The organism is Chryseobacterium sp. JUb7, from assembly GCF_024806495.1.
Classification (GTDB): domain Bacteria; phylum Bacteroidota; class Bacteroidia; order Flavobacteriales; family Weeksellaceae; genus Chryseobacterium.
The window spans coordinates 99440-112573 of record NZ_JANUFF010000003.1 but is presented as its reverse complement, the minus strand read 5'-3'; the positions used below and the strand labels follow the sequence as shown (position 1 = coordinate 112573).

General features: G+C 35.9%; 12 protein-coding genes. 8 read left to right on the top strand and 4 right to left on the bottom strand.

The window, feature by feature from the left end:
- Nucleotides 1-68: 68 nt before the first annotated feature.
- Nucleotides 69-503: an META domain-containing protein gene (locus tag M2373_RS07335; protein ID WP_259109087.1), complete on the top strand. Its 435-nt coding sequence runs from the start codon at nucleotides 69-71 to the stop codon at nucleotides 501-503.
- A gap of 77 nt (nucleotides 504-580) precedes the next feature.
- Here the strand turns inward: M2373_RS07335 and M2373_RS07330 are convergent, their stop codons facing one another.
- The 4 genes from M2373_RS07330 to M2373_RS07315 form a co-directional block, all read right to left on the bottom strand.
- Nucleotides 581-994, bottom strand: coding sequence for a hypothetical protein (locus M2373_RS07330; RefSeq protein WP_259109085.1), 414 nt, complete (start codon nucleotides 992-994; stop codon nucleotides 581-583).
- A gap of 6 nt (nucleotides 995-1000) precedes the next feature.
- A complete protein-coding gene (locus M2373_RS07325) occupies nucleotides 1001-3550 on the bottom strand; it encodes a collagen-like protein (protein ID WP_259109083.1) in 2550 nt (849 codons plus the stop codon).
- Between the two features lie 5 nt (nucleotides 3551-3555).
- Nucleotides 3556-4035 carry a T9SS type A sorting domain-containing protein gene (locus M2373_RS07320; protein ID WP_259109082.1) on the bottom strand — a complete coding sequence of 160 codons (480 nt, stop codon included), beginning with the start codon at nucleotides 4033-4035 and terminating at the stop codon, nucleotides 3556-3558.
- 193 nt (nucleotides 4036-4228) lie between these two features.
- Nucleotides 4229-4942, bottom strand: a complete 714-nt coding sequence (locus M2373_RS07315) for a LytTR family DNA-binding domain-containing protein (protein WP_259109080.1) — start codon at nucleotides 4940-4942, stop codon at nucleotides 4229-4231.
- A gap of 206 nt (nucleotides 4943-5148) precedes the next feature.
- Between M2373_RS07315 and hflX the strand changes: the two genes are divergently transcribed.
- The 7 genes from hflX (at nucleotide 5149) to M2373_RS07280 (ending at nucleotide 13121) form a co-directional block, all read left to right on the top strand.
- Entirely contained in the window at nucleotides 5149-6372 is a 1224-nt protein-coding gene (gene hflX, locus M2373_RS07310; RefSeq protein WP_259109078.1) for a GTPase HflX, read from the top strand.
- Nucleotides 6372-6998 (top strand): DUF4919 domain-containing protein, encoded by a 627-nt coding sequence (locus tag M2373_RS07305; RefSeq protein WP_259109076.1) that lies wholly within the window; start codon nucleotides 6372-6374, stop codon nucleotides 6996-6998. The genes hflX and M2373_RS07305 overlap by 1 nt, the downstream gene beginning before the upstream one ends.
- 24 nt (nucleotides 6999-7022) lie before the next feature.
- Complete coding sequence (locus tag M2373_RS07300) at nucleotides 7023-8303, top strand: sodium:proton antiporter (RefSeq protein ID WP_259109074.1); 1281 nt, start codon at nucleotides 7023-7025, stop codon at nucleotides 8301-8303.
- A gap of 113 nt (nucleotides 8304-8416) precedes the next feature.
- Complete coding sequence (locus M2373_RS07295) at nucleotides 8417-9133, top strand: DNA alkylation repair protein (protein WP_259109072.1); 717 nt, start codon at nucleotides 8417-8419, stop codon at nucleotides 9131-9133.
- Nucleotides 9134-9170: 37 nt separating this feature from the next.
- A complete protein-coding gene (locus M2373_RS07290) occupies nucleotides 9171-9839 on the top strand; it encodes a hypothetical protein (RefSeq protein ID WP_259109070.1) in 669 nt (222 codons plus the stop codon).
- A 15-nt stretch (nucleotides 9840-9854) separates the two neighbouring features.
- On the top strand, nucleotides 9855-11894 hold the full coding sequence (locus tag M2373_RS07285) for a hypothetical protein (protein WP_259109069.1): 2040 nt from the start codon (nucleotides 9855-9857) through the stop codon (nucleotides 11892-11894).
- Nucleotides 11895-13121, top strand: a complete 1227-nt coding sequence (locus tag M2373_RS07280) for a hypothetical protein (protein ID WP_259109068.1) — start codon at nucleotides 11895-11897, stop codon at nucleotides 13119-13121.
- Nucleotides 13122-13134: the final 13 nt, after the last annotated feature.

Here is a 13134-nt window from a genome sequence, read left to right as displayed (position 1 = left end):
TGTCGCTAATTTACTAATTTTTACGGTATTCTGTTTGGGATTGGTACGAAAATGGAATTGTGTGCGTTATGAAAAAAATATTAGTTTCAATTTTTACTGTTTTATGCTTGGGGATCCTCATCAACTGTGCTTCTGTACAGACAAAAAATCCGCATATTCAGAGAGAATGGATGTTGGTTTCTTTAAACGGATTTACTAAAGATCAGTTGATTAAGAATAAAGCAGGAATTAATTTAACAGCTTCCAAAGAAGGTCAGAAAATCAAAGGAGGTGCTTTTATGGGGTGTAATAAAATGTTTTTTACTTCCGAATTTAAAAGCAATGGAAAAGTAAGTATTTCAGGTCTGGGCAGTACGATGATGGCCTGTCAGAATATGGATCTGGAAACATATTTTAGTACAAATTTTGAAAAAATGACCAAATATTCGGTGGAAGGACATTTTTTGACACTGTCGGATGATAAGGGTAATCAAATGAAATTTGTTGCAGCCGATTGGGATTAATCTTAAAATAAATTCAAATATAAAAAGTCCGCTTGCTTGGCGGACTTTCTTTTTGGTTGAAAAATCTAGTTTTGTTATTAGTTTTTAGGAATTGTTTTTTTTATTTCTTCTAATGTGGCTGTATTGGGTAAACCTCTGACATTATTCGTGTTCCTAGAATGTGCTGTATGTGTTGATGCCTGTCTGTTGGGGATACTTGCTTTAATTTCTTCAAGACTGGAAGTGTTTGGCAATAGTTTTCCGGAATTATCAGCTTTTGCCTGAACCTTCGATTCCTGTTTTTTTACTTCCAGGCCTTGTTCTGATGCTAAAATGTTTGAAGCCTGTTTCTTTGGTGCATTTTCCTGTGAGGTTTTTGCCATTTGGATTTCTCTCTCTTTAGCCAGTTTTACGACCTGTGCCTGATCTTCTGCTTCAGAAGCTTTTTTACTTTCCTGAGCATATAGATTGATACTTAATGCTATAAATGCGATGATGTATAATGATTTCATGATAGTTTATTTAATGTTTACCAATACTTTTATTTTTCCGACTGAGTTTTGATCATAATCCTGAAGCGCTTTACCAATTACCTGTCCGATTTTCACTTTTTTGATATTGGCTTTCATAGCAACTCCGGATTTTGATGAGGTTACCAGAAGATCTCCTCTTTTAATTTTTCCACCCTCAAGACAAACTTTAGTAGGAATAACCCCGATGACCCCCATCGGAACTTTTCCGATTAATTCAGAATCAATATTTTCTTCTGTTAAAAGAACTCCCGGTTTTGTAGCGTAAACTCCGGCAACAAGAGTGGAATATGGTTTTGAAGATTTTTCTACGGTTCTGTCTGTATCAGTTGAGATCACTAAAATATCACCTGGCTCATATTCAGAAGTATTTCCTTCAACATCGAAGGCTTCAGCTAAATCGGCGCCGCTATTTTGTGTTCCTCCATTAAAGAATCCTGTTCCTGTTTTGTTGATACGGGCCACGTTAGTCGATGCACTCTGATATACAGCAATATTACCAGACGGACCTTGATGATTAACGAGTAAAGTAGATCCTGTTCCGGTTGTGGTTATATGTACTACCGGCTGACCGTTGGCATTATTAAAGTTTCTGAAATATCCGGCTCTACCAGTCCCGAAATTCGGAATCCAGCCATAAATAGCGGAACCTGTTCCGTCTACTGTAGCTTCAACACCATCTCCATTTCCTCCGGCATTTGCGGTAATCCCATTTCCGGCGCCTTCTGACAGTGCAATTAATGCGGGCCCGTTTCCTGATGGATTTCTTTGATAGAATAAACCGCCATAACCTCCGGTACCAATAGATTCACCGTAAACTCCCGCAGTTCCGAAATTGGCAAATATTGAATTTACTTTGCCATGTAATGCTGCAGAAGTACCATTCGTGTTGTCTACGAAAAAATCTCCGGCCATACCGTTTCCGACTGTTTTTGCCGTAACTACAGAATTTGTATTTGAGGTATTGAAATTTTGGAATTCCGCGGGCTTTCCTAAACTGAATGTTGGAGTCCAGCCATAGATTGCGCGACCGGCTCCATCAACATTAGCTTCTACCGCATCACCGTCTTTTCCGGCATTGGCAACAATAGCATCACCATTACCATCTGTTAAGGAAATTAATGCTGCTCCATTTCCACTTGGATTTGATGCATAAAATAATCCGGCACGTCCTCCTGTTCCTGAAGAAATACCAAAAATACCTGCGGCACCGAAGTTTCCGAAGATGGTATTAACTTCCCCTCTTACTGCTGCACCCACACTGTTTGTATTGTCAACTAAGAAAGATGCGGCGTTACCCTGTGTATTGTCAGGAATATTTCCGTTACCGTTGGTTTCAACCTCGAAAGTATTATTTATATCATTTGAAGCATTGGTGTTTTCAAAACGCCCGGCGCGTCCTTTACTACTGTTTATTCCCACTTGACCGTAAACACCAATACCAGTTCCTGTTGTATTGGTAGCCACAAAACCTCTTACTCCATACCCTCCACCATCATTTCTTCCGACTACTGCTCCTGCAATATCACTGGTTGTTCGTCCTACAACTGCTTCTCCTGCGCCACTATTGTCTCCGATAATACCGGCTGATGTCTGCTGGCTGGTAATCCCATGAATGGCAAATCCGGATCCTGTAGAACTGAAAACCCCTGCTCCGGTTCCTGTTGTAGAAACATTGATGACGGTTCCGTTACCCAAAGTGTTGGCATTGATTACATTATTACTGTTAGCATTGTTGGATATTGCAAAATTAGCTGCAATACCATTGTTGCTTGTTGCATTAAGACCCGTTCCGGTATTGCTGTTTGCAAAAACTCCGTATCCGTTCCCTGAAGCATTTCCGTAAACTCCTATTCCGGCAGGAGTAACTCCGTAAACTCCCCAGCCACTTCCGGCCTGGCTTCCCCACATGCCTATCCCCAAACCTCCGGTTCCGTTATTGATTCCCCGAACTCCTGAAGAAAAACCTCCGGGTGCTGTATTGCTTACGATACCGCGTACAGAAGCGACGCTTGAAGTAGTCGTGTTGTTAATACCTTCAATAGAAGTTCCGTCGCCATCATTGATTAAAGAAAAAAGATTTCCGGCATTATTAACGGTATTGGTATAAGGAATTGCGAAGCCACCACCGCCGCCACCGGCTGTTTTGGCATACATCGCGTACGGAACGCTTAATAGCTGGCTTGTTCCTGTGATAGTATAGGTTGTACCACCTGACGGATCTGTTTCTGTTTTTAAATAATAGTTTCCTGTAGACCAGTTGATTGCATTAAATGTACCTGAAAGTACTGTACCTGAACCTATTTCAAGAGTGATTAATCCGTTGATATTGGTATTTCCGACAAGCCTTTCAGAATATACGGCTGCTCCCGCAGGAGAACCCTGTAAGATGCTGGCTCTTATTCCTATGCTTTGATTGGCCAGTATCTGGCCGGAATTATTTCTTACAACAGCCTGATAGCTCATTTTTTCGGGTACTTGTGCATAGGAGAGAAAGGTCCCGAGTAAGATACCCACAGAGAATAATATTTTTTTCATGGTGCTTATTTTTTAATGATTTTAAATGTTTTTATGTTTTTGCCTTCCTGATTAATCCGGATGATATACATGGCGGATGGAAGCGAGGAAAAATTAAACTCAGATTTGGATTGAGTGATTTTATCCTTTTTTATCAGTTTACCCTGAGCATCGAATAACTGGTATTCGGAATCTTTATAGCTGTTTGTCGTAAAATCTAAATACAAATAGTCTTTAAAGGGGTTAGGATAAAGTAAAATGTCTTTTTCAGCTGATGAGGTTTCTGTTGTAGCAAGTGTTGAAATTTCAAAGGCTTGTTGTACGCCTTCCAGAATTTGATTACTGCCTTTTGTGAGATAGGCTACTTGCCCTACACTATAAGAAACCGAACCGTTACCTCCTGTCGCATTTCCTCCTGTGGCCAGAACTGCAGATTGGGCTTTGAGCAGGCTGACGGGAATAAGGAGCAGAATGAAAAAGAAGCAGTGAATAGATGTTCTTTTCATATAAAATAAATTTGTGGTTATTAATTGGTTTATCCAAAATATCTATAAGAATTTTGGAAGACTAAATTACCACATATCGTCACTGAAAATTGAGAAAATAGACAAACGACAAGAATAATCGACAAACGACAAAAAGTGGAGATATTTGTGTTGTTTGTGGTTTAAATATAATATTGACGGTGTTTTTTAAAAATCAGATTTTAGGGCCAAAAAAGGATAAATTATCTTTGTAAGCTCTTCCGATAGGAAGTTTGATATGATGTACAAGTTCTACTTCATGAGTGTTTTTGCTTCGGATGAGATGTCTGGGAACTGCATAGCTTTTGTGTATCCGGATAAAAGAATCAAAATAGGATTTGTGGAGTAAATTTCCAAGCGAATCGAGAATGCAATGTTTCTTTTCTGATGTGATGATTCTGGTGTAATCTTTTAATGCTTCAAGATAAAGGATATCTGTAATTTTGACCTGATGAATATTTCCGCTCTCTTTAATTTTAATGCTGTTTTCTCCAAGTAACATATCAAAACATTCTGATTTTTCTTTCATTTCGAAATAATCAAAAAGCTTTTGCATCGAATAGTGAAAGCGCTCTGTTTTCAAAGGTTTTGCAATAAAATCGAAAGTGTCGAGCTCAAAAGTCTCAACAGCGAATTCCGGATGGGAGCTGATAAAAATACACGCCGGAATTTTATGGGCAAGTTTTCGGAATGCCATGCCGCTCATCCCTTTCAGTTGGGTTTCAATGAATAGAAGGTCAATAGGAAGATCGAGACAGGAAATTGCTTTTTCTGCAGAATCAAAAGAGCCTACCACCTCTATGTTCTCATATTGTTTAAGATGATGATGAAGAACCAGCTTATCCAGTTCGTCATTATCAACAATGATACATTTAATATTGGTAATCATGATTCTCCCGGTTGTTGGTTTTTATAATAAAAAGCAAATTTTATGATTAAAATTCAAAAATTAGCATTATAAAGTTATTAAAATTCTATAAATCAACAATATGATTAATTAAAGTTAATATTTAATAATAATTGGCTTAAAGATTGTTTTGCATTTTTTACCGAAAAATGGTAACTTGTAAATCTCACAAACATAGATAGAACTTAATGCTAGAAAAGAAAGAACATAATTACGAAAAAGTGGTTTTGGTAGGTGTTGTTACGCAGCATCAGGATGAGGAAAAGCTTCAGGAATATATGGATGAGCTGGAGTTTTTGGCCTATACGGCCGGTGCTTCAGTGGACAGACGTTTTACTCAAAAATTAACTCAGCCTGACTCCAAAACCTTTATTGGAAGCGGAAAGGCTCAAGAAATAAAAGAATATGCAAAGGAAAATGAAATAGGAACCATCATTTTTGATGATGAATTGTCGCCTTCGCAGCTTAAAAATCTGGAAAGAGAAATTGAAGTTAAAATTCTCGACAGAACGAATCTTATTCTTGATATTTTTGCTCAAAGAGCTCAGACTTCTTATGCAAGAACACAGGTAGAATTGGCTCAGTACCAATATCTTTTACCCCGACTGACCAGAATGTGGACTCACCTTGAGCGTCAGAAAGGGGGAATCGGGATGAGGGGGCCTGGAGAAACAGAGATCGAAACCGACAGACGTATCATTCGTGACAGAATATCATTATTGAAAGATAAGCTGAAGACGATTGATAAGCAAATGGCAACACAGCGAAACAACCGTGGAAAAGTGGTGCGTGCAGCGTTGGTAGGATATACCAATGTTGGAAAATCGACTTTAATGAATGCGCTTTCAAAATCGGAAGTTTTCGCTGAAAATAAGTTGTTTGCAACCCTTGATACGACGGTAAGAAAGGTGGTGATCGGAAATTTACCGTTTCTGTTGACGGATACGGTTGGATTCATCAGAAAATTACCGACTCAGCTGGTAGAATCTTTTAAATCTACACTGGATGAGGTACGCGAAGCCGATTTGCTGATTCACGTGGTAGATATTTCTCACGAAAGTTTTGAAGATCATATTGATTCTGTGAATCAGATTTTAATGGAAATCAACGCACATCAAAAACCGATGGTAATGGTTTTCAATAAAATTGATGACTTCAGCTATGAAAAAAAGGACGAAGATGATCTTACTCCGTCTACAAAAAAGAACATCTCTCTTGAAGAATGGAAAAAAACATGGATGGCAAAATCAAAATATCCAACGGTGTTTATTTCGGCTCTTACAAAAGAGAATTTTCCCGAAATGAAAAAAATGATCTATGATGAGGTCATGAAAATTCATATTTCGAGATTCCCTTATAACGATTTCCTTTTCGAATATTTCGATAACGACGAGGAAGAAAATAACGACTAATGAAATATTACTTTTTCCTATTCGTGTTGATGTCAATTTTTGGTTTTGCTCAGAAATCAAAAATTGATTTCAAGGGTATTGAAAAAAATCTTACCAATTCCAAATCTACTTACAATTACGAAAAGCTCATTTTCAAGTATAAAGGATATCCAAAATCATTAGATAGCATAGAAGCACAGTATTTATACTACGGAAGGAATTTTATAAATCCTAAAGTCTCTACTAACGATGATGATTTTAAAATCCTTGCGGAAGCTTTTAAAGATAACAATTTTGAAGACTGTATTAAGCAGGGAAAGATTCTATATGAAAAAGATCCTACCAATCTGGATATTCTTCTGATCTTGCTTCGTGCCTATGACAGTAAAAAAGATGGGGATAATTTTATGCATCACATCAGTCAGTTTCGCACACTTACGGACGCTATAAAGTCTTCCGGTGACGGAAAATCTGAGAAAACAGCTTACCTCGTGAACTCTGTAGGTGATGAATATATCTTACTGAATATTCTCAATATTGGTCAGGATTATACGCGCGGTTCAAAAGCTGCAAAAGACGGGATGTATGATATCTGGGAAAAAGAAGGCAACAAAATTTACATCAAAGTATTATATTTAAATCTATAAATCAAATCATAAAAAAACAGCTTAGTGGAGTTATATTATTCATTTTCAGCTTTAATCGTATTAGCATCAATATTCGCATATCTTAATTACAGATTTCTTAAACTTCCGAGTACGATCGGAATCATGGTGATTGCCATTGTAGTTTCTATATTTCTGGTTTCTTTCGGAGAGACTATTTTACCCAGAACTTTCGGACATCTTCATAATCTGATGAGCAGCATCGATTTTACGGAGGTACTGATGGGAGCAATGTTAAATTTTCTGCTCTTTGCAGGGGGAATTCACATTAATATCAATGATCTCAAAGAACAGCTCAGACCTGTGGTGATATTTTCAACACTGGGAGTTGTTATCTCGACTTTTGTTGTTGGTTTTGGGATGTTTTATCTATTACCGTTTTTAGGGATTAACCTACCGTTTATTTACTGTCTTCTTTTTGGAGCCTTGATTTCTCCGACTGATCCTGTGGCGGTTTTAAGTATTTTGAAGCAGGCTAATGTTTCGAAATCTTTGGAAACTAAAGTAGCAGGAGAGTCACTTTTCAACGACGGTATGGCGGTGGTTGTATTCTCTGTAGTATTGCAGCTGGCTATTGGTAAAGAGGTAGATCTCGGGGTTGAAAGTATAGGAATATTACTATTAAAAGAAGCCGGTGGAGGAATACTGCTTGGAGTCATTCTGGGTTGGATCACCTCAAGACTGATGCGGGAAGTGGATGACTATATCATTTCTGTTTTAGTAACACTTTCGGTGGTGATGGGTGGTTATCTGATTGCCAGACAAATGCATATTTCGGGGCCGTTGACAATGGTAGCAGCAGGATTGTTTATGGGGAATTTTAATGTTAAATTTAAAATGAAATCTATTACTCAGGATTATCTGATCAAATTCTGGGAGTTAATTGATGAAATCCTGAATGCTGTTTTATTCCTGTTTATCGGGTTTGAACTTTTAATGATAAAAGATCTGAGACACTTTATCGTTCCGGGATTGGTAGCCATTGTCATTGTTTTACTGGCAAGAGTAATTTCAATCTGGGGACCGACGAAGTTTATGCGAACAACCTTCAGTCCGCAAACTGTGAAAGTATTGGTTTGGGGTGGAATACGGGGTGGAGTTTCTATTGCCCTGGCGATGTCAATTCCTAAAAGCGAATACAGCGAAATTATTTTAAGCATCACATACTGTGTCGTTGTATTTTCTATTATAGTTCAGGGGCTTACCATTGCTAAAGTGGCGAATCCTAAGAAAATTGCAAAAGAAGAAGAGGAGCTGGAAAGCATTGTTCTGGAAGAGAAACATTAGTAACATTAATATAAAAAAATGGAGCATACTGTAACGGTTTGCTCTTTTTTTATGCTCGAAAAAACTTTATTATTGTGAGCTTGGTAAGTCTGTAAAATACAAATTAAACAAAGATGAATATGATAAAAGAAATCCAGGAAGCATTAGCCATCCTCTCCGTTCCGGAAAAAGCGGCATTTTTCCCAAAATTTTTCAAAACCGGAAAAGGAGAATATGGCGAAGGAGATTTGTTTTTGGGAGTAAAAGTTCCGGATCAAAGATCTGTTGCGAAAGAATATTATGCTAAAATTTCATTGCATGAATTAAGCGAACTGCTTTCGTCAAAATATCATGAACATCGCTTAACGGCTCTTTTTATGTTGATTTCAAAATTTGAAAAAACAAAAGATAAGGCGGTAAAAGATGAAATCGTATTATTTTACCTAAATCATTTACAATATGTGAATAATTGGGATCTTGTAGATTCAAGTTGTTATAAGATTTTAGGAAGATATGCTTTTGAAAATCAAAGAGAAGATTTGCTAAGGAACCTTTCGGATTCTGAAGAAATGTGGCATAAAAGAATCGCTGTTGTAGGAACGATGTATTATGTGAAAAAAGGATCATTTGACTTAACCAAAGAATTTGTTACGGCTAATTTAAAACACACTCATGATCTCATGCATAAGGCAAACGGCTGGCTGTTGAGAGAAATGGGGCAGAAGAATGAAGATGAATTAATCAGCTATCTGAATCTCCATTACAAAGAAATGCCCCGTACGTGTTTGCGGTATGCAATTGAAAAACTGGATGAAGAGGTACGACAGGATTATTTAAAAGGCAGGATTTAGAAAATAAGATCGTATTTTTGTTTTTTAAACCTGAATCATGAAAATTTTTCTCAGGAAGCTTATTTTGCTTCTTCCTATGTTATTGCTTACAAGTTGTTTCGATATATTAGATAAAGTCAATGTTAAAGCTGACGGTAGCGGCGAATATACCATTATACTGAATGCCAGTAAAAGCAAAACCAGACTGGCTTCGATCTCTAAAATGGAAACAATTAACGGAAAAAAAGTTCCGAAAAAATCTGAAATTGAGAATAAAATTAATGAAGCTGCCAAAATATTCAGAGCAACTCCCGGCATCAGTAATGTAAAAACTTCGTTGGATTTTGATAATTATATCATTAAACTGAGTTGTAATTTCAAAAAAATTGAAAATGTAAACGCAGGTCTGGAGCAGCTGAAAACCAGAAATATTATCGGTAAAATGATTCCGACGCAGATTTACAGTCAGAGCCTTGAAAAAAAACTGTTTTCCAAAAACAAAGTCAACACATTTAAAAGCGATTACGATAAGATGAGTAAGGCAGATAAAGAAATCTTTAATGATGCCAGATACACTTCCGTTCTGCAATTTGAAAATACGATAAAGTCTCAGTCTAATACTTCGTATATGCTTTCTCCAAACAGAAAAGCCGTGAAAATAGAAGCTAATCTTCTCGATTTCATTCTCCAGAAAAAACAGATTCAAAATAATATCCTTTTCCAATAATTCTAATTTTAAACCATGAAATTGATCCTAAAAAAAACACAAACAATTATCTTCCTTCTCTTTGGCTTTGCCTTTGTTTTTGCTCAGCAAAGTATGAAAATACCAAATGATGCTGTATTCTATATGGAAATTAACGGGAAGCAGCTGAACAAAAAAGTCAACTGGCAGAAGTTTAACCCTTTTTTACAGGAAGTAACGAAAAAAGGAAAGGAAAAACCTTCGTGGACAGATTATTCTAAAACGGGAATTAAATATGATGCTACGCAGTATCATTATGCAGGTTTTAATGATTCTGTAAAGATGTATACTGCGCATTTTATTCTGGATAATAAAGATAAATTTCAGGAGTTTATCAACTCTGCCAAGAAAAAAGGGCTTGAAATTACAAGGAAAAAAAATTATTCGTATGTCGATATAGACGATGATATTTTCGTAGCGTGGAATGGTAATAAGGCGGTTCTTAAAATGATCAGTTACAACAAACCATACAAAAATACATGGACGGATGAAGATACTGACAGTATTGCAATAGTAGCAGATAGTGCGGCTGTTGTAGTAGACAGTGCATATGCAGAAGAGCCGGAAAAACCATTCAATTATAAGGAAGAAATACAGTATCTGAAGGATGATATAAAATATCTGAAAGAGAGTATAAAAGATAATAATGCTGAGATCGCAAGAATGCAGAAAGATATTAAGTATCTCGAAAAACATCACGAGTATCCAAAAGAGAAAAAAGATTCTACAGATCAGGATTATTCTGAAAAAAATACCGAAATTCTGCCGCCTTCTCAGAATGAAAATATGGAAGAGGAAGACTCGGAAGAAGATTTAGCTTTCCAGAAACAAATGGATTCGCTGAAAATAGAAAAATTTAAAATCGTAAAAAAACTGGCGGAAGATTCTTTTGACCAGTATTTCAATTCAAATTTAGAACTGGAAGTATCAAAAGATGTTCTTGCTTTTAGGGATTCCAATTCTGATGTTTTCGTCTATACAGATTATGGCAGAATCGTGAATGACGGAATCTACGGAAAGATGATGAAAAGATATGAGTTCGGAAGCTTTTTTGAGAAGGCTTATAACTCCAACTCTTCGTATAACTTATATTTTGATCAGGATAAAGTAAAACTTGTCAGCAGCTATCAGCACAAGGATGGGGAAGTGCAGAAGAATATTTCGTCATTATATAAAGGAAAGAAAAATAAAAAACTGACAGCCCTAATTAATGATAAAAGTATCGGATACTATTCTATAAATGTTGACGGAAGTAAATATTTTGATCTGATGTACAGTCTGCTTAAAAATTCAGGAGAAGGAGATTATCAAAAAGAAATGGAGCTGATGATGGAAACGATGAAAATTGTTCTTGATGAAGAAGCCATTGCTAAAATAGCACCGGGTAACGGGATTTTTGTGTTAAACGAACTGAAAACAAAAACAGTGGAATACACAGATTACGATTACGATGCTGACTATAATGAAAAGGAAGTTAAAAAAACAAAAGAAGTGGCTATGCCTAACTTTATATTTGCTTTTGCTACAGAAAATGAAGGCTATTGGAATCGTATTTTTAATTTGCTGACGACAAACAAAAAGACGGCGAAAAAATTTATTAAAAAAGGAGAATTTTATTCATTCAAGGAAGAAAAAAATGACGGTTATTTTGATCAGCTGTTGTTTGCGGTGAAAGACGGAATCGTGTATGTTACCACTTCATCGGATAATGTTATTCCTAAAAATCAATCAGAAATTTCTAAAAAGTGGGCAAAAGATGCATCCGGATATCCGGCATCGGGCAGGTTTGATATACAAAAACTGCTGATAGGAATGGAAAAAGAATTTAAGAGCCCTTCGGAAAGAAAGACTCTGGATTTTGTAAAGAAAAATGTAGGTGAAATGTATTTTAAATCTGAAGTAAAAGGCGATAAAGTTGAAACTGAAATTGATTATAATATTAAAACTTCTTCTGAAAACAGCCTGATGTACTTCTTCGATCTGTTTGATGAGATTTATAAAATCAATGAATCTGAGAAAAAACCACAAGTACTATAAATGAAAAAGAAATTGATTGCTCTTGCGGTTTTTCTTATCGCGGTGACTGTTTATCTGATGTTTTATCATAAAGAAAAAACGTTTACAATTGCTCCGGCCAATGCGGATGTAGTGATTTTACTGGATGTGAAAAAAATCAAAAGGCAATATATTTCTAGCTTTCTCAGCCATCCTTCACAATGGTTTGGGAATAAAAAAGGAAAGGTAATTTCTTTAGAAAAATCGGGAGTGAAAATTCCCGATTTTTTGCAGGTTTTTCACCTCAAAAATTCTAAATTTTCAGATTGGTACAGCGTTTTTGAAATAAAGGATAAGCAGAAGCTGATCACTTTTTTAAAGCAGAAAAAATTTACAGATCAGGGAGATAATATTTTCAGAAAAGATCAGATTTTTGTTAAAATAGAAAAGGAGAATCTTATTCTGGGAACTTCTGACAGAGATTTTAAAAATATAAACTACCAGCTGCTTCCTTCCGCTAAGATTGATATTCTTGATGCAGATGAACTTATTACAAACGGTATTGGAAGTATTCTGATCCATTCTGAAGAAAACAGCCAGAACCTTTCTATCAGCCTGAATAATGATGATATTGAAATTAAAAATAACATATATTTTAATCCTCCGACTTCTGTTATTTCTAAATTGTTAAAGACAAAGTCATTTTTTGAAACCGAATTAGATGCTCAGAATATCAATAATTTTGATTTTATTTTTGACCGGAAATCCTTAGATTCTTCTAAAATTAATCATCTTAGAGCAACAGCCCATCTTGAGCAGGTAAATGATACTGTGATCACTTATAGCTATGATGACGACTTTAATGAGATTGAGAAAAAAACTTTTCAAAAAATTATCCAGCCCAACTATATCGTTAGTATTGAAAGTGTAAATTCAGAGAAAACAGAAGAATATTTCCGGAATAAAAAATGGATTAATGCGCAAAATCAGTTTACAGCTATTCCTTTTCAGCCCAATTCTATTGAAAAAAAAGAAAATAGCTTTGAAATAAAATCTACCCGCAAAAAAATGCAGCCTTTTCAAAAGCTGAATGAAAACTATATTTTTGTAAGAAATAATGAACTGCTTTTATCATCTTTGAAAACTTTGACGTTAAATGAAAAAAGAATGATTTCGTCATTGGATTATATTTTCTATGGAAATCGAGATCAGGATTATTATGTACAATTAAAATTTAAAAAAGATGAATTGCCTTTAATTCTAAGGTGACAAAAAATAAATA

Bases quoted from the DNA above. Each gene is read 5' to 3' on its own strand.
- M2373_RS07330 (WP_259109085.1), bottom strand. From the start codon at position 994: ATGAAATCATTATACATCATCGCATTTATAGCATTAAGTATCAATCTA.
- M2373_RS07290 (WP_259109070.1), top strand. From the start codon at position 9,171: ATGAAAATTTTTCTCAGGAAGCTTATTTTGCTTCTTCCTATGTTATTG.
- M2373_RS07295 (WP_259109072.1), top strand. From the start codon at position 8,417: ATGAATATGATAAAAGAAATCCAGGAAGCATTAGCCATCCTCTCCGTT.
- M2373_RS07305 (WP_259109076.1), top strand. From the start codon at position 6,372: ATGAAATATTACTTTTTCCTATTCGTGTTGATGTCAATTTTTGGTTTT.
- M2373_RS07280 (WP_259109068.1), top strand. From the start codon at position 11,895: ATGAAAAAGAAATTGATTGCTCTTGCGGTTTTTCTTATCGCGGTGACT.
- M2373_RS07335 (WP_259109087.1), top strand. From the start codon at position 69: ATGAAAAAAATATTAGTTTCAATTTTTACTGTTTTATGCTTGGGGATC.
- M2373_RS07315 (WP_259109080.1), bottom strand. From the start codon at position 4,942: ATGATTACCAATATTAAATGTATCATTGTTGATAATGACGAACTGGAT.
- hflX (WP_259109078.1), top strand. From the start codon at position 5,149: ATGCTAGAAAAGAAAGAACATAATTACGAAAAAGTGGTTTTGGTAGGT.
- M2373_RS07320 (WP_259109082.1), bottom strand. From the start codon at position 4,035: ATGAAAAGAACATCTATTCACTGCTTCTTTTTCATTCTGCTCCTTATT.
- M2373_RS07285 (WP_259109069.1), top strand. From the start codon at position 9,855: ATGAAATTGATCCTAAAAAAAACACAAACAATTATCTTCCTTCTCTTT.
- M2373_RS07325 (WP_259109083.1), bottom strand. From the start codon at position 3,550: ATGAAAAAAATATTATTCTCTGTGGGTATCTTACTCGGGACCTTTCTC.